Annotated in this window: 23 protein-coding genes; all 23 read right to left on the bottom strand. The window is 36.8% G+C overall.

Going from position 1 to position 17103, the window contains the following annotated elements; all coding sequences use genetic code 11:
- Window positions 1-7 precede the first annotated feature (7 nt).
- The 23 genes from fliR to fliD all read right to left on the bottom strand — a co-directional run bounded on the left by fliR (window position 8) and on the right by fliD (window position 17102).
- Window positions 8-766 (bottom strand): flagellar biosynthetic protein FliR, encoded by a 759-nt coding sequence (gene fliR, locus VXN63_RS01135; protein ID WP_327756134.1) that lies wholly within the window; start codon window positions 764-766, stop codon window positions 8-10.
- Window positions 767-772: 6 nt separating this feature from the next.
- On the bottom strand, window positions 773-1036 hold the full coding sequence (gene fliQ, locus VXN63_RS01130) for a flagellar biosynthesis protein FliQ (protein WP_225743907.1): 264 nt from the start codon (window positions 1034-1036) through the stop codon (window positions 773-775).
- 27 nt (window positions 1037-1063) lie between these two features.
- Window positions 1064-1729: a flagellar type III secretion system pore protein FliP gene (fliP, locus tag VXN63_RS01125; protein ID WP_327756133.1), complete on the bottom strand. Its 666-nt coding sequence runs from the start codon at window positions 1727-1729 to the stop codon at window positions 1064-1066.
- A gap of 15 nt (window positions 1730-1744) precedes the next feature.
- On the bottom strand, window positions 1745-2131 hold the full coding sequence (locus VXN63_RS01120; protein WP_327756132.1) for a FliO/MopB family protein: 387 nt from the start codon (window positions 2129-2131) through the stop codon (window positions 1745-1747).
- Between the two features lie 33 nt (window positions 2132-2164).
- Complete coding sequence (locus tag VXN63_RS01115; protein ID WP_327756131.1) at window positions 2165-2656, bottom strand: flagellar basal body-associated FliL family protein; 492 nt, start codon at window positions 2654-2656, stop codon at window positions 2165-2167.
- Entirely contained in the window at window positions 2622-3434 is an 813-nt protein-coding gene (locus tag VXN63_RS01110; RefSeq protein WP_327756130.1) for an OmpA/MotB family protein, read from the bottom strand. Before VXN63_RS01110 ends, VXN63_RS01115 begins: the two co-directional genes overlap by 35 nt.
- 21 nt (window positions 3435-3455) lie before the next feature.
- Window positions 3456-4256, bottom strand: coding sequence for a motility protein A (locus tag VXN63_RS01105; RefSeq protein ID WP_327756129.1), 801 nt, complete (start codon window positions 4254-4256; stop codon window positions 3456-3458).
- Window positions 4253-4456, bottom strand: a complete 204-nt coding sequence (locus tag VXN63_RS01100; protein ID WP_225743901.1) for a flagellar FlbD family protein — start codon at window positions 4454-4456, stop codon at window positions 4253-4255. Before VXN63_RS01100 ends, VXN63_RS01105 begins: the two co-directional genes overlap by 4 nt.
- Window positions 4457-4502: 46 nt before the next feature.
- Window positions 4503-5387, bottom strand: coding sequence for a flagellar hook-basal body complex protein (locus VXN63_RS01095; RefSeq protein WP_327756128.1), 885 nt, complete (start codon window positions 5385-5387; stop codon window positions 4503-4505).
- A gap of 117 nt (window positions 5388-5504) precedes the next feature.
- The gene (locus VXN63_RS01090; RefSeq protein WP_327756127.1) at window positions 5505-5897 is read right to left on the bottom strand and encodes a flagellar biosynthesis protein; all 393 of its coding nucleotides are present in this window, start codon (window positions 5895-5897) and stop codon (window positions 5505-5507) included.
- A 1-nt stretch (window position 5898) separates the two neighbouring features.
- Window positions 5899-6327, bottom strand: a complete 429-nt coding sequence (locus tag VXN63_RS01085; protein ID WP_327756126.1) for an FLgD tudor-like domain-containing protein — start codon at window positions 6325-6327, stop codon at window positions 5899-5901.
- Window positions 6328-6349: 22 nt separating this feature from the next.
- Window positions 6350-7858, bottom strand: coding sequence for a flagellar hook-length control protein FliK (locus VXN63_RS01080; protein ID WP_327756125.1), 1509 nt, complete (start codon window positions 7856-7858; stop codon window positions 6350-6352).
- 48 nt (window positions 7859-7906) lie between these two features.
- A complete protein-coding gene (gene fliJ / locus VXN63_RS01075) occupies window positions 7907-8362 on the bottom strand; it encodes a flagellar export protein FliJ (protein WP_327756124.1) in 456 nt (151 codons plus the stop codon).
- An 11-nt stretch (window positions 8363-8373) separates the two neighbouring features.
- Window positions 8374-9702 carry a flagellar protein export ATPase FliI gene (fliI, locus tag VXN63_RS01070; RefSeq protein ID WP_442915284.1) on the bottom strand — a complete coding sequence of 443 codons (1329 nt, stop codon included), beginning with the start codon at window positions 9700-9702 and terminating at the stop codon, window positions 8374-8376.
- Window positions 9699-10463 (bottom strand): FliH/SctL family protein, encoded by a 765-nt coding sequence (locus VXN63_RS01065; protein ID WP_327756123.1) that lies wholly within the window; start codon window positions 10461-10463, stop codon window positions 9699-9701. The genes fliI and VXN63_RS01065 overlap by 4 nt, the downstream gene beginning before the upstream one ends.
- Entirely contained in the window at window positions 10447-11478 is a 1032-nt protein-coding gene (gene fliG, locus VXN63_RS01060; RefSeq protein ID WP_327756122.1) for a flagellar motor switch protein FliG, read from the bottom strand. The genes VXN63_RS01065 and fliG overlap by 17 nt, the downstream gene beginning before the upstream one ends.
- Window positions 11479-11488: 10 nt before the next feature.
- The gene (fliF, locus tag VXN63_RS01055; protein WP_327756121.1) at window positions 11489-13114 is read right to left on the bottom strand and encodes a flagellar basal-body MS-ring/collar protein FliF; all 1626 of its coding nucleotides are present in this window, start codon (window positions 13112-13114) and stop codon (window positions 11489-11491) included.
- A 36-nt stretch (window positions 13115-13150) separates the two neighbouring features.
- The gene (fliE, locus tag VXN63_RS01050; RefSeq protein ID WP_327756120.1) at window positions 13151-13474 is read right to left on the bottom strand and encodes a flagellar hook-basal body complex protein FliE; all 324 of its coding nucleotides are present in this window, start codon (window positions 13472-13474) and stop codon (window positions 13151-13153) included.
- 31 nt (window positions 13475-13505) lie between these two features.
- Window positions 13506-13940: a flagellar basal body rod protein FlgC gene (gene flgC / locus VXN63_RS01045; RefSeq protein ID WP_327756119.1), complete on the bottom strand. Its 435-nt coding sequence runs from the start codon at window positions 13938-13940 to the stop codon at window positions 13506-13508.
- Between the two features lie 21 nt (window positions 13941-13961).
- A complete protein-coding gene (gene flgB / locus VXN63_RS01040; RefSeq protein ID WP_327756118.1) occupies window positions 13962-14339 on the bottom strand; it encodes a flagellar basal body rod protein FlgB in 378 nt (125 codons plus the stop codon).
- A gap of 538 nt (window positions 14340-14877) precedes the next feature.
- Entirely contained in the window at window positions 14878-15243 is a 366-nt protein-coding gene (gene fliS, locus VXN63_RS01035; RefSeq protein WP_327756117.1) for a flagellar export chaperone FliS, read from the bottom strand.
- A 21-nt stretch (window positions 15244-15264) separates the two neighbouring features.
- Entirely contained in the window at window positions 15265-15627 is a 363-nt protein-coding gene (locus VXN63_RS01030) for a hypothetical protein (RefSeq protein WP_327756116.1), read from the bottom strand.
- 20 nt (window positions 15628-15647) lie between these two features.
- Complete coding sequence (gene fliD, locus VXN63_RS01025) at window positions 15648-17102, bottom strand: flagellar filament capping protein FliD (protein ID WP_327756115.1); 1455 nt, start codon at window positions 17100-17102, stop codon at window positions 15648-15650.
- Between the last annotated feature and the right edge of the window lies 1 nt (window position 17103).

The raw sequence follows: 17103 nt of genomic DNA, 5'->3' as shown, positions 1-17103 counted from the left end.
TCGGTTATTAATTTGATAAAGATTGCATAAATTCATTCATGTATTGAATCATTTCGGGAAATACGCCAGAGATATTCTCCATTAGCATAGGTAAGAAGAAAAACATAAACACCAGGCTCAAAAGAATTTTCATAGGTATACCTAAAACCAGTACGTTGACTTGAGGAACCGTTCTTGAAATCAGAGCAAGGGTTAACTCAGATAGTAGTGCCACAATGACGAACGGAATGGCTAAATTGATTGCCACTTCAAAGACGTGGCCAAATATTTTAACCATTCCTTCTACTCCAAACTGAGTAAAGGAAGTCTGATCAAGCGGTACATAGTCAAATGATTGTACAAGACTTCTTATTACATAGTGATGGATGTTTGAGATAAAGAATATCCCAATTGAGATCCAGTAATAGATTCTTCCAAAGTTTGATGCACTCACACCTAGTGAAGGATCATAGAGTTGCCCCATCGAAAACCCGACTTGAAAATCTACAAGCGTTCCAGCGATATCGACAGCTGTGAAAAATAAGATGGTTATATATCCTAAAGCCATTCCAATAAAGAGTTCTTTTATACCAATGAGTAAAAACATCCCTAATGTAAAAGGCACTGTAATAGGATCAATGATACTCATTACTGTAAAGGTTAAGGCAAAAGATAGTCCTAACTTTGAAACGTTCGGGAAAGCTGAATTTGAGAATCCTGGGCTCAAGGTCATAAAAGTAGATATTCGTATTAGAATTAGTAGAAAATGCTGAACTTCTTCTATCATGATCGATCACAATCCTGCAATGATATCAAACATACGCTCAGTAAAAGCCATCAATGTATTTAGCATAAATGTTCCTAAAAGAACTAAAGTCAATAAAATAGCGAATAATTTGGGAACAAAACTTAAAGTCTGTTCCTGAATTTGAGTCGTAGCCTGAAGTATACTGACAACCAGACCGATAACAAGTGCAATCATCAATACTGGTGCGCCCACTCGCAGCATGACCAGAAAAGCATCCTGCAATACATCCAAAACATTTTGTGTTGTCATTTAATCGGTCCTTTCCTTGCCAGATATCTAATAGAAACTGCTTATCAATGATTCAACCACTAGATACCATCCATCTACCATCACAAATAGTAACAATTTAAATGGCAGTGATATCATTACCGGAGAAAGCATGAACATCCCCATCGACATTAAAATACTCGCTACAACGACATCAATCACTAGAAACGGAATGAATATTAGAAATCCAATCGTGAAAGCTGTTCTTAATTCACTAATGGAAAACGCAGGGATAACCGTTGTTAATGGAAGATCTTGGGGTGTATCTGGATATTCATCACCCGACAATTCTACAAACAATTCCAGATCGCTGGTTCTAGTCTGATCAAGCATAAAGTTTTTAATTGGAATCTCAGCCTCATAAAAAGCTTCTTCCCTACTTAGCTCGCCTTCCATCATAGGAGTTAAAGCAACTTCGTTAACTTCTTGATAAACGGGTCTCATTACGAACAAGGACAAAAACAAGGCTAATCCGACTAAGACTTGGTTCGGTGGAGTTTGTTGTGTCCCTAATGCATTTCTTGTAAAAGATAAGACAATGATCATTCTCGTAAAACTCGTCGTTAGGACTAAAAAGGAAGGAATTAATGCTACGATTACTAGAAGCAGGTACAAATCGATGACTTCTGAAGAATCACCCGTACTTGAAACTACATCTACTAAATTATCAATCATCTATTCAATCCTTCCTTAATCCTTGTTAAAAGAATCATTATACTTTGATTTAAGCTGTTGTAATAATTCTTTCAAATTTCCAGAAACTTTTTTTGTGTCAGATACTTGTGTAATGGCAGTACTTTGTTGGAAAAGTCTTTGCTGTATATCTTCTTTTTCTTCTTGCGTAAATTCTTTAATGACTTCGCTACTTTGATCACTGAAACTCATTAAGAAATATTGAGAACCAACTTGAACGATACAGAGTGAGGAATTCTTTGACACAGGCACACGTTCAATAATCTTAATTGCCTTACTATTACCCTGATTGATTCTATTCAGTTTTTTCAGCAAGTAATTTGCAAGTACAATGATAAAAATTAAAGCGGCAACCATTTGTAAAAACTGACTAGCTTCTGGCATCTCATTCCCCTTCTCTGTTTCTCAGAACTCTTCTTAATTTTGAGTCAATATATTAGTGATGTAAACGTCATCGATTAAGTCAGTACCAAACGACTGATTGATCCGGTCTTTGATATCTCTTTTTAAAACAAACGATTCATCTTCTCTTTCTAAAAGAGAATCAATATTTTCGTTTGAAACGACGTGGATAACTGCATCACGTACTTTAGCGATATCTTGATTAATGAGTACTTCCGCATCATCCGCGTAACTACTAACAGATACTTCTAGTTTAACCATAGCCGTATTTCGACCACTATCATCCCCGACATTAATCAAGAACTCTTCAAGTGGTACCTGTACCTCTACTGGTTCAGGCTCTTTCGTCAAGTTACTGATGATCGGAATATTTTCTGAATCTTTCAATAATATGAAGCCTACTACTCCTACTAATGCTAAAACAACAGTGACCAGCAAAATTATGATAAGTTTACTTTTACCACCTTTATTTTTACTGTTCGTTTGTGTCGCTTGATTCTCTGCCACTGTCTACTTCCTTCCTGTCTTGATGCATAATTGTAATATTAACTCTTCGATTTAGCGCTCTATTTTCAGCTGAGTCATTTGGAACTAAGGGTGAATACTCACCGTAGCCTTTAGCTGAAAGACGTTCTGGTGATAATCCACTTTCTTCACTTAAGTATCTCAATACGGAGATGGCTCTTCCAGTTGATAATTCCCAGTTACTCGGAAACTGAGCGCTATTCATTGGAACATCATCTGTAAATCCTTCAACTATCATACTATTGTCAAAAAGGTCGAATAGTCCTGACAATTTACCAAGTGTTTCTTCACCAGAATTTGTAATATCAGCACTACCTGATGTAAATAAAATGGATTCTTGAATATCTATATACACACCATCTGCATCTCTTGAGATGGTTAATTCTGAGTCTATTCCTTTTTCTAACATATATTCATTAGCTGTCTCATAAAGTTCCTGAACTTCTTGCGGTATTGCACCAGAATCAGGTAGGGGTTCAACATCAGGTATATGCAAATCAGCTGCTGTAGCCTGATCGATATCTACCGCATTTAAATCTGCAATCGAACTACCATCACTTGTAAGAAGAGAATCATTTGCCCCTCCGTCCAAGGCCATCCTCAATGAATCTGCTACGTTACGAAATTTCTCTTCGCTAACTGCAGACATTGAGAACAGGATTACAAAAAAGGTCAGTAACAAAGACATTAAATCAGAATAAGTTGTCATCCAAGCAGGAGCGCCTCCTCCTCCACTTGGTTTTTTTGATTTTCTAGCCATTTGATCCCTCTTTTAAACTCATTATCTTTCTGGAACTACTACAGGTGCTTCAACCTCTTCAACTTTTTTAAGGTCTTTCATTGAGATAAAGCTTTGTAGTTTTTGTTCGATGACCCTAGGGTTTTCACCTTTTTGAAGAGACATAATACCCTCAAGAATCATCTCATTTGTTTTAAGCTCAATGTCCGTCTGCATCTGCAAGTTCTTAGCTATAGGTAAGAAGACAATGTTGGCTAAGAAACTACCGTAAAATGTGGTTAATAAGGCAGTAGCCATTCCGGCACCGATCATTGAAGGATCCTGAAGATCTCCAAGCATCGCAATTAATCCAACTAAGGTTCCGATCATTCCAAAAGCGGGTGCATATTCTCCCCACTTAAGAAAAACCTCGTGACCGACTGAATGTCTTTCTTCAGTTTGTTCCAGTTGAACCGTTAACAGTTCTTTGATCGTTTCTTCGTCAGAACCATCTACAACCATTTCTAATCCGTACTTAAGAAGTGGGTATTGAATTTCTTTGATATCTGCTTCAATTGCTAAAATACCTTCTACTCGAGATTTTTTTGTGATTTCAATGATTTTATCAATTAAAGCTACTCGATCGTTATCGGGTGTCATTAGTAACTTTTTCATTAATCCTGGAACTTTCTTCATTGTGTCGATTGGAAAGCTGATCAATAATGCACAGAAAGATCCAAAAAATGTAATAATTAACGAAGGAACATCGAAAAATCTCATTAAAGATCCGCTAGAAGACATGGCGTATAAGATCAATCCTATACCTACGATCATTCCTAAAATTGGTACTAAACTTCTTTTCATTCTTGTACCTCCAGTGATTGAATATAAATCTGTCTTTTGTACTCAACAATTTTATTCTTAACTAGCTCTGGAGTTTCTTGAACCCATAAGGTTTTTTGATCTGTTAATGTAATGAGTGTGTCGTATTCGCGTTCAATCTTGTATATCAGATCAGGATTAAGATAAAACTCTTTGCCGATCAAAGACTTCAATAAAATCATAAAGCACCTTCTTTCTACAGGCTTAGTTAAGTGTTACGAATTAAAATTAACGTTTAAGGTTGATTAACTCTTGAAGCATTTCATCAGAAGTTGTAATACTACGAGAGTTAGCTTGATAAGCTCTACTAGTAACAATCATTTCTGTGAATTCACTTGCTAAATCAACGTTAGACATTTCATTGAATCCTGAACGGACAAGACCGTATCCGTCTTCTCCTGGAGCACCTGCCGTAGCTGGTCCGGAGTTACTTGTAGCGTTATACATATTATTTCCTGTCTTTTCAAGACCATCTGGGTTAGTGAAATTTGTTAAGGCTAGTCTTCCTAATACATAGGTATTACCATCGCTGTATGTAGCTTTGATTGTTCCTGTGTTATCGATATTATAGTCTTGTAACGTCAACCCGTTCATTGTCTGATTAATTGTAATAGGACTTTTAGCAGCATCCTCAAAGTTCCCGATTTGGTTATAATTTTCTTCAGTTGTATTGGCTGGTGCAACATACCCCATTACTTTGTAACCATTAGCTGTCGTTAAGTTTCCACCATTATCTAAATAGAAGTTCCCATCACGTGTGTAACTTACATTTTCTTCTCCACCGTTTTCACTAACCATAAAGAATGAATTGTCTCCATTTTGAATCGCAAAGTCTAAGCTTCGTCCTGAATACTGTAATGAACCACCTTGCATTAACATTCCTGTTGAAGCAACTTGTGTACCTAAACCAACTTGTTGCGCATTGATACCACCACGACCGTTAGCATTTGGACCTTGTGCAGACGCGTTTGTTTGTGAAATCATATCTTGGAAAGTAACTTTCTGTGATTTGAATCCCATAGTATTTACGTTAGCAATGTTATTAGAGATAACATCCATTTTAGTTTGTTGCCCTTTCATTCCTGTAATACCTGAATACAATGACTTTAACATTTGAATTCCTCCTGTTGTTTCGTATGTTGTTACTTTGATTATATGTCCGTTAGAAGTCTCCATATCAATCGGTCAATGGAGCGCAGCCTCTTTTCAGTCCAGCTACTATATCTTCTTTTAAGAATCTTTCTTAACTTGAATAGCACTATCTATGTTTGTGACCTCATGCATTTCATTCGACTTTAGTGCTGTGATGACTTTACGATTTTGAATACTTGCAATGAGAGCCATATCATCATATAAAATTAATGACTGTTTGGAACCTTTATCAGCTAAAGTTTGAACGGCTTCATCCAGCCTAGTCATATCTTGTTCGTTCAAAGTGAAACCATGTTGATCTAGTCTTTTTTGCGCATGATTGGAAAAGGTTACTCGTGTATTTTCATCTGCTTTTTTTAGCGCATCATCGATGAAAGAACCAAATTTTCGATCGACTACCTGATTTTTGTGGTTCACATTCTTCTCTGATAAATTACTTTGAATAGAATGATTTGGTATTTTCCCAACCACCTTATGCACCTACTTCAATGATGCTATTAAGTGAATACTGTGCGCCGTCGACTTGAATCGTTGCATAACCATTGTCGAATCGAACCTTTTCTACTGCTCCAGATACAAGCTGATCTGCATCCGTTTTTAACGTTACCTGTTTTCCAACCATACTTAAAGCTTGTTGCTGCTGGGTCATTAACATCGTTGTTTGCATTGTTTCAGTAAGTTCTTGCATCTGATTCAACATACCGAATTGAACCATTTGTCCGATATAGTCTGTTTCGTTACCACCACCGCTACCACTGCCACCATCAAGTGAAGGCATACTCATTGCTTTAGAGATAATCATCAAAAATTGTTCCATATCTAAATCTGAGTTCTGTTTTGTATCGGCTTCTGGTGTAATCTGGTTCAATGAACCAATCGTCATTTGAGGAGGGACAATCATGTTTTTCGCTCCTTTCTATATGTTAGGCCATTACGTTTAGTCGACCTGAAACATTTCGTTCTAAATCCAAAGATTCTGTTCCTTCTAGTTCCTGTTCTTCTTTAGCTGTATACCCTTTTTTATTTTTCATAGGCTGCGCAAAATGAGAGCTTTGTTGCTGATCTGAGAAGTTGAAAGCTGCATCAAATGCATTTTGGACAGGCATTACAGATACTTCTATTTTATCTAGTTGTAGAGCTTGACTAGGTTGGTTCAGCGTTTGAGATTTCAATTGCTGTTCAACTAATACTTTTGCTTCACTAGTAGCTACGATTAGTCGACCGACCAACTTGTTATTGACCAAATCGATTTCAACCATGACTTTTCCAAGTGTTTCCGGAGTTAGTTTGATCGTTGATCTGAGTGTTTCAGGTTTACCAGGATTTTGAATTTTTTCCGTTATCATACTTTTAATAACGTCCAGATCTTTCTTTTCGATCACCTGATTAGTTGTGGTCGTCTCATCAAATTGTTCGGCTGTTAAACGTGAATAAGAAATAAAATGCTTTGATGTATCGACTATCGTCGTCTTCACTTCAGTCGATGTTTCAATTTCATCTGTACGTTCCGAAAGCATATTAGAAGATAAACTTGAACTAGTTATATTTTTCTCTACCCTATCTGTGACTAAAGTGTTTATTTCAATCGATTGGTCACTTTCATTTAAGCGCTCAATTGGTTGACTAATCTGTGATAGTGATTTTTCTTTTGCCACTATTTCAGGGATGCGCTTTGGAAGCATCTTTTCTAAAGATGAAGTCATAGAATCACTCAGGATTGATTGAGTTTTATCCAACTTAACTTTAGGCACCTCATTAGATAATTCAACTGGTATTTCTGTTCTAAGCAACTTAGAATTCTCAACCAATTGCTTAGAATCTTTAAAGGTATTTCTATTTAGTTGGTTTAAATATCTCTCTAAATCTCTAGGTTCTTGCTCTGGCTCAATCTGTTCTAAAAGCACTTCTGGATTTACAAGTTTGTTCTCTAAAACTTGTTTCTGATAGAAAACAGGATTTTGAAGCTTTAAGTCACTATCCCTATTGGGTCTAGAGGTTAAAGTTTGAGCTTGTTCATCAGTATCTTGAGCTTTGAAGTGGTCGATTAACTTATCTATCACTTTCTGCTCTTTTGGAGACAAATCTTTGCTTTCGTTAAGTACTTTGTTCATTGTGGCGTCTAACTCTTCAGTCGATAGACCAAGTTGTGTAGCAATTTCTGTTTCTTGGCTAATCATTTCTATAAGAAATGGTCCTAGATTAATAGGGGGTTCTTCAACTTTATCTTTATCAGTAGACTGTTTAATTTCTGAATAAGTTGAATCCTTTTTATCTGTTTTCTGTTTATCAGAAACTTCTTCAGCATTCTGTTGGCTATCAGGTTGTTGCTGATTCAACATAGATTCAAATAACTGACTATCGACTTCAACTTTTTGAGTGGATTGAGTCAATTCACTACTTTGAATCGGTTGAACTTGAATTTGACCGTTCATGTGTTCACCTCCTCTCAATAAGTAATCTTAAATCCAATTTTTCCAAATTTAAATGCTTAGATTCGGATTAAGAGCAAGGTTTCGACCAAATTGTAAGGTGGAAATTTCGTCCAATTGTTTCTGTTCTTCTTTTTTCTCGGCTTCTGTATGTACGAGACGTTCTTTTTCTTCCAGTTTGATCATCATTCTTTTATCTTTGTTTGCTGATTTCAATTTCTCTCTGACCGCTTCAAGTTCTATTTCAACTTGATGAATTCTATTTTTTTGTTGTATGATTTTATCATCCAACAAATCTTTATATAAACTATGTCTTTTAACAGAATCAATATCAGATTTGAAAAGATTATCACTTTTAATCTTACGACTATCTTTTAGTAAAAATTCAAGCTGTTGTTGTTCTCTCATCAATTTTAATTCGATAGTCTTGACTTCTTTTTGTGCTACCTCTTCTAGATCTTCACGCCAGTCTAAAATCTTACTCATTGAAAATTGGTACGCTTGCATCTTCATTCTCCTTATCGTATCGAGTGAGCTGAGAATACTGAGCTAAGCTCAGATAATGTTTCATCAAATGTATAAGACTCTTTTGTTTTCTGTTTTAAAAATTCTTTGATCGGTCTATTCAAACGAACGGCTTGATCGACTAAAGGATTTGAGCCTTTTTGATAAGCTCCAACATCGATTAAATCTTTGGTGTCAGTATATCGAGTCAAATTCTCTCGTAACTTACCTGCTAGTTCGTCTTGTTCTGGACTGACAAGTTCTTTCATTAAACGGCTTAAACTATTGGGAATATCAATTGCTGGATAATGATTTTCAGAAGCAATTTTTCTTGAGAGAATAATATGACCGTCAAGAATACCTCGTACGGAATCGGCAATAGGCTCGTTCATATCGTCTCCTTCAACTAAAACTGTATAGAAAGCTGTTATCGAACCGTTTTGAGAAGTTCCGCTACGTTCGAGAAGTTTTGGTAATGTTGTAAATACAGAAGGAGTATACCCCTTGCTCGTAGGCGGTTCACCAGTTGCTAACCCAATCTCTCGTTGTGCCATAGCTACACGCGTAACGGAGTCCATCATCAAGACGACTTTCTTACCTTGATCTCTGAAGTATTCAGCAATTGCAGTAGCCACGTAAGCGCCTTTTAGCCTAACAAGTGGGGGCATATCAGAAGTGGCACAAACAACAACAGACTTAGCATATCCTTCTTCACCAAGTTCATTTTCAATAAATTCCATTACCTCACGGCCACGCTCACCAATCAGACCAATAACAATGACATCGGCATCAGAATACTTTGCCATCATTCCGAGCAGGGTTGATTTACCAACACCGGATCCTGCAAAGATACCCATACGCTGGCCTTCGCCAACTGTTAATAATCCATCGATTGCTTTAACACCAGTCGTCATAATATTTTTGATTTTCTTCCGTTTAAAAGGATCTGGAGAAGACCGATTAACTTGATACATTTTACCTTCTGTTAAACGTGCTTCTGTTAGCGGGCGTCCCAAACCATCTAAGGTAGTTCCCAGCATATCATCAGACACCTCTACTTTAAGTGTCTTTCTAGTAGGCCGGACAAGACATCCAGGTCCAATACCTTCTAGTTCATCAAGCGGCATTAGTAGAACCGTTTCATCAACGAATCCAACCACTTCACTTAAAACAATTTTGTCAGTAGATTTGATATTGATTTCGCAGACTTCACCGATAAAAGCATCTAGTCCATCTACTTTGATAATCAAACCAATAACTTGACTCACTTTACCTTGCTTTAAGGTGTGCAAATTCTTATCGATAGACTCATGATACTGTTTGAAAGGAATATCGATCATCAAACATTACGCTCCGTTTCTTTCATTTCTTTAAGCATAGATTCTAATTGAGCCGTTACTTGCAGGTCGATTACTTTGTGTGCACTCTCGACAATACAACCCATTGGTTCAATACTACTGTCTTGCAAAACGGCAAAACGCACGCCCGTATACTGATTCTTCAAACTCGATAAATTTGCTTGAATTCGATTTCTCGCAGCCGGATTGACTGTGATAGAAATAAAGTCTTCTTCACGGTCTAGCTGATGTAGTATGGGGTGAATTAAGGACAAAATGCCTTCATCATTTTGATTGATCTGTTCATAAACGATTTTCTCTGCCATATGAACGGATAGTGCCAGTAAATCTTCTTTTTTGTCTTGACTGTATTGCTCGACTTCAAGTTGCGCTTGAACAATCAACTCTCGACCTTCTTGCTTCAACGCTTCACTTTCTTGCTTTCCTTGTTCAAAGCCCTCTTTCATTCCTAAGGTGTAGCCTTCTTGATACCCTGCTTCTTGACCTTGCTGGAATGCTGTTTGGTAGGCTTGTTGCTTAATGGCTTCCGCTTCTTGCTTCGCTTGTTCAAGCAATTCTTCTTTTTTTGAGTAGGCATGATTTAAAATTCGTTTCTTTTCTAAAAGCGCTTCTTGTGTCTCTTCTGAGCCATCTGTTTCTTCGTCCGTATACTCATCAGTATCGGTTAAAACTGTATCAATGACCCAGGCGTCTTCCGCTTGTTGTATATTATGTTTAGATTTAATGATTCTACTCGACGATAGCATCTTGTTCGCCCCTCATGATGTAAACTTCTCCTTGTTCGTCTAAGCGACGAATAACGGTAACGATTTTCTGCTGAGCTTCCTCAACTGCAGACAATCTTGCGGGTCCAAGGAACTGCATATCTTCTTTGAGTGTATCCACTGCTCTAGCGGATAGATTATCAAAGATAAAGTCACGCAACTCGTCCGAAACACCTTTGAGTGCAAGAATAAGATCGTCTTGATTGACTTCTCGTAATACTTTTTGAACATCGCTCTTTTGAAGTGAAACAATATCTTCGAACGTGAATAGGCTGGCTTTGACTTCCTCGGCCAAAGAAGGTTGTCTTTCTTCTAGTTCCGCTACAATCGTCTTCTCGGTCGTACGTCCAACTTGGTTTAGGATATCTACCAAAGTATTGACGCCACCCACATTCTCTGTTTCATTTTCAACATAAGAAGAAAACTTACTTTCGATAACTTTTTCAATTTTCTCAATAATTGCCGGTGAAGTATTACTAATCGTACCAATTCGTTCGGCAATTTCTGTTTGTTTTTCTTGAGGAAATTGGACTAAAATTTGAGCTGCTTTATCGGGTTGCATATAACAAAGGATCAAAGCAACTGTCTGGGACTGCTCACCTAACAGTAAATTCGTCAACTGTTGGGGATCAGCTTTTCTAGCAATATTAAATGGTCGTTCTCTTAATTGAATCTGGTTCAACATATCAATGACTTCTTTTGCACGTTGTGTTCCTAACGCTTTATTCAATAAAGTTTTAGCGTAATCAATACCGCCATCTAGTATATATTCTCTTGCTTGAGACATCTCGAGAAACTCATCAACGATAGTTTCTCGATCTTCTCTACTTACGTGGTCAATATTAGCTATTTCATAACTGACTTTTTGAATGTAAGCATCAGGTAGTTGTTTCATAATTTGTGCAGATGTTTCGGGGCCTAAAGCGATCATGAAAATAGCCGCTTTCTTAATACCATCTAGTTTAACGGTCTTTTTATCATCAATAATCTCTGTCATTCTACCCCTCCTATTCTTTCAACCATATTTTCATTAATTCTGCAGCTAGTTCAGGATTTTGTTTCGCTTCTTCCCTTACTAGATCTTCTTTATCGCTCATGACCTTATTCTGTTGTTTTTTACGTTCCATATTCAAGTCAATCGGTTCTGGTTCCACTGGTAATGGTTGCGCCGGTTGTGTTGGAGCCATTGGCTGAGGTTCGAAACTCGTTTCAAACTCATCAAACTCATCTTTTCGACCCTTACGTAAAATAGATAAAATCGCAATTCCTAACACTAGCAGTACAATACTTCCGACCATAAACGGCCAGTACCTTCTAAAGAAAATCATAGTATCTTCCATAATGTCTGTGGTGATTGTAGGCACTTCTTCATTACCCGTAAAAGCCATTGACTCTACAGTTACGTCTCCACGGATTTCACTGTCTTGCGTGTCTAATCCTAAAGCACGTCTGACGATCGGAACGATTTGATTCTGCGCAATAACCGCATCACCAGTTTGGTTAATGATAATTGAAGCATCTACAGTTTCAATGACACCAGGAGCTCTTACGTAACGTTCAGAATTTTGATCTAGCTCATAATTGATCGTACGATCTAGAGAAGCGTTCTGTTGATTTTCTCCATCCTCGTCTTCTGCAACAGGAAGCTCTCCTTCTTCTATAAGACCTTGTAGCATCTCACTCGCACCGTTATAGTTTTCCGTCTGACTTCGGATCAACCCTTCTCGGTCTGGCGCTTCTTCACTTTCCGGATCAATCATAGGCGCTGTATAAGTTACCGTTTCGCCTTCAACCGCGTCAAAGTTCATTGAAGCATTCACAACGATACGAATATTATTTGGACCATAAACAGGTGCTAACAATTCATTGATTCGTTTTTCCAAATCTTGTTCATAGCTTTTTTTAACTGATAACTGTTGGTTGGAAATATCTGTTGCACCAATTGCGTTTTCTCCATCTTGTAAAAATCCACTTAATAGATTCCCATTTGAGTCTACAATCTGTATGTTGCTTACTGGTAGTCCATCAACTGCTCCAGCAACTAAGGAAGCAATTCCTTGAATATTTTGAGTGGTTAATTGATTCGCTCCTCTAGTCTGTAAAACTATAGAAGCAGAAGCTTCACTCTTGTACTCCGGGTTTTGGAAAATACTATCTTCTGGTATCGACAGCATCACTTTAGCCGCTTCTACTTGCTGTAGAGAAGAAATAGAACGTTCTAACTCTCCTGTTACAGCTCTTTGATACATAATCTCACGATCTTGATCTGTTGCCATCATGCTCGTGTCATCGAATATTTCAAAGCCAGTAGAACTTTTAGGCATCAATCCGTTTGTCGCAATTTCAATACGGTATTGATCAACCTGTTTTTCATCTATTAAGATCGTTGTGCCACCGTTTTCCAGTTTATAAAGAATGCCTTGTGTTTCAAGATCCTCAACGATAGCCCCAGCGTCCGCTTCTTCCATATTAGAGAATAGAACAGTGTATTGCTTTCTTTGAGACATATAAGCAACACCAGCAAGTACAATCACTGCAACTACGACCAACATGATCAGTCGTTTTCTTTTTGTAGCTTCAAGATTCATCCAGCCACTTTTTAAGTTATTCCATATATCTTTTACCTTGTCCATAAATGCATACTCCCTTTAACAGCTGCTGGTTCTAACTTAGAACTGCATATTTTTGATTTCGTTATATGCTTCAAGTGCTCTATTTCTAAATTGAACAGCAACTTCTAGAGATAGCTGTGCTTCTGTTGTTTTAATCATGACAGTATGCAAATCGTCCGCTGTACCATCAACGAGCGCTTCTACAGCTTGAGTAGATTCAACTTGTTTGTTTTCTAGGGACTGTAAGGCATTAGAAAAGACGTTTGAAAAAGGATCGTTTTCTCCTTTTACCACGCCTGTTTTTTGATTAGCACCCGTTGTTCCATTTATTTCACTTAATGCATTTGAGTATAACTGATTGATTCCATTCATTCCTGACATTCTATGCTTCCTTTCAATTTGAATTATTTAATTATTTTCCAATTTCTAGTGCACGTTTCAGTAACTCTTTATTATTATTCATAGCCGTAACATTCGCATCATAAGTTCTCATAGCTGTCATCATCTCGACCATCTCATCCGCCATATCAACGTTAGGATAGGCAACATAACCAAATTCATCCGCATCAGGATGTTCTGGCTCGAATACCATTTTGATATTTTCTTCGTCTGCAGTTACCCCCGTGACTCGGACACCGGCGCTACTTGTATTAACATCACCAGTGAAACCCGATGTCTGAGTTCTGAGACTTTCTTCAAATTCTACTTGCTGTTTTATGTAAGGTCCTTCGCCATTTTCTGTTCTTGTGGTATTTACGTTGGCGATATTGGTTGAGATTGTATCTAACTTGAATCGTTCAAGTGTTAAGCCGCTTGCATTTATACGCATTCCATCAAAAATTGACATCGATAACTCAAACTCCTTCTATTATCTTAATACAGATCTAAGCATATTGTATTGTGCACTTGTTTGAGATACGAGAGCCTGATAGTGAATCGAGTTTGCAGCTAATTCAGCCATCTCTGTATCGATGGCTACATTATTGCCATTCTCTGCTACTCGGTTACCTTCTTGTGCTTTAACTTTTGCAGTAACATCATTATGACTCGTTATCCCAAAGTGACGTTCATTGGTTTTTCTGAGCCCGGTACCGTTCATTGCTTGTTGAAGAACAGATTCAAATTCTACGCGCTTCGCTTTATAACCAGGAGTGTTAACATTTGCTATATTACTAGACACCGTTTCTTGTCTAAGATTTGTAGCATCCAACGCTCTGTTTAATAAAGAAATATTTTTATAGTCCACTAGGATTCCCCCATTACCTATTGCTGTATTTGATTTATGTATAAAATTAATATTTTGTTTAAATATTCATCTAACATAAGTGTAATTTAGTCATGAAAAAGTTTCAATCTTAATTTTTTTGAGATATTTTTATTTGATTCGTAATTGTGAACATTTGACTGAAACCTTTAATTCGAGATAACACTTTTCTCAACAGTGTCAAAACCCGAATGTTGGCTAATCCCTATTGTATCAATGAATACTTCAAACCAGATACACTGGTTAAGTGTTCAAGTAGTTAACTTGATTACAATGTCAACCACTTATAGAACATAAAATTTGTCATTAAGTAAACAAATGACAGTTTTGTGAACAGATATATACAATCGGTTTCATTGGCTTTAGATTGATATTGTTATCTTATAAACGGTTTTTTACATATATTTTATATTGTCAGTAATGTAAAATATTCATTTATAATAGGTAATATTTTTGTTAATTTTTATACATTTTTCTAAAATCAGAGGTAAGGCGGTTACACAAAGAAAAAGACCAGCATTTAAATGCTGGCCCACGCTTCTAGTAATTCACTTAATATTGATCTAGCTCCACTCATTTTATCAGAATCTTTTTTCAGATTCGCCTGGAGCAATTCATTCAGTAAATACTCATAAAGAGTTTCAAGTTCACTAGCTATGTGGTTTTCTCCGCCTTGATGATTCAAGGAATTTAATAATTCTGCTATAATATCTTGTGCTTTGATCAGATGACGATTGATCTTTTCATTATCTTTGTTTTCTAGAGCTAGTTCAGCTAGTCGAATATTTTTGATCGCACCTTCATAAAGCAAAACAACTAATTGCTTTGGAGAGGCTGTTTGAATTTGATTTGTTTTGTAAACGTTTGATGCATTACCGTACCCCATGTTCATACCCCTTGTCTACTATTAAGCCTGTCTATCCAGAAACATTGACTGATTCTGATCCATATATCCATCAATCATCTGATTTTTCTTATTCATTTGGCTCATCTGGCCTTTAACTGATTGACTCTCATTTTCAATTAATTGAATGAGTTCCTTATGTTTAAGAATCACTTCTTTCCAGACATCCTGATAGCTATCAGAAAAAGACTGGATTTCTGATGGAGAAAGTTGTTTATCCACTGTATTCATTTCTTGAATCAACTCTTCTACTTCGGAGAGAACAGAAGTTGCAGAATCAACGGTTTCATTAAACGATTCATAAGCATTATACATATTTAAAAGTATTGCTTTTTTCTTTTGCAATAATTGACTTTGTATTACCATGTCATTTCCTTTCACTGTTACTACTCATTACTGCCCATTTGTCCCATCATAAACTGAAGCTGAGATTCAGCTTGCATCATTGCCGTATCTAAAGCTGTAAATTGTTTAATATACTGCTCACGCTTAGTTGCAATACGTGCATTAAAAGTCTCTATACGCTGATTCACATCTTTAATCAAACGATCATACGTATCATTTTTTGTTTTGATGATTCCTGATGAGCTTGAAATATATTCATTTACTAAAGAACGTGTAGAGTTAGCGAATCCACTTAATTTCGTTTCAGTTTTCGTGGTTTCTAGGCCTTCAGCATCTAAACCTGTAGTAGTGATCATTTCTGAATCATGGAAGAATTTCTCAACATCATTAGGATTTTTTTCAAGAGTTTCAACAAATTTTTCTTTGTTAAAAGATGCTTTTCCATAACGATCGATTTCTACACCTAAGTCTTGTAGATTGTTGATTGATTCTGAAGAAGTGTCCATATTTCTAGTGAACATATTTCTTAGACTAGATTGCAGTCTCGTTAAAGAACTGTCTCCAACTAAAGTACCTGTCTTGTTGTTATCGGCAGAAGGGTCACCAACAGAAGTCTGCTGGTCAATAAACGAATTCAACGAATTATATTGATCGACTAGTTCCTGCATCGTTTCCGCAGCTTTATCTGTATTATTCGTGATTGAAATTTTATCTGACTCATCAACACCGTGAACTTTTTGGAGATTCAGCGTAACACCATCTAATACATCAGTGATGGTGTTGCTGTCTTTCTCAATAGAAAGACCATCTATTTCAAATAATGCTTTTTTCCCTTCTGTAAAAGTGAATTTCCCATCTTCAAGACCTAAAGAAGAAGCTGCTCCACCACTAACGGACAAAGACTTCTCACCCGAATCAACATGCGTTAAAATTAATCGATTATCTACTATACTAGCTTTTACTTTTGATTTGTCTGTTTCAGCATTAATTTTATCACGTATATCTTTCAGGGTATCTTCAGCATTGATCTCGACTTCGAACTGAACAGTAGTTAAAGGTTTTCCATCTACACTATATTCAGTACCTTCAACAGGTATGCCAGAATCAATGACTAGATTACTTTCAATATTCATTTCATCATTAAGTGAGTTAATGCTGAGCTCCCCACCAGTTATACGTGTACTAGTAGCCAACTGTAAGACTTTTAACTCATATTCCCCAGTAGTTGCTGTACTCTTGGCAGTGGCTGAAATGTTTTTATCACTAGAAACTGAAACCATTTTGGAATTAAAAGTATCTGGTTTCTTCAAATTATCTAATTTTGTATAGAGATTATCTAGACGACCATTGACATCTTTCCAGGCAGTTTGTTGTTTCTGATAAGTATCTTTTTGATTCGTAAAACGAACGCCTCGAGAGGATTCTGCTTGAATCAATTGTTCGACTGTAGCCATATCAATACCAGAGTATGTACCCATAATATTCATTGCACTCATT

The organism is Marinilactibacillus sp. XAAS-LB27 (assembly GCF_036039175.1).
Classification (GTDB): Bacteria; Bacillota; Bacilli; order Lactobacillales; family Carnobacteriaceae_A; genus Marinilactibacillus.
The sequence above is the reverse complement of the archived record's forward strand: the minus strand, read 5'-3'. Positions and strand labels throughout refer to the sequence as shown.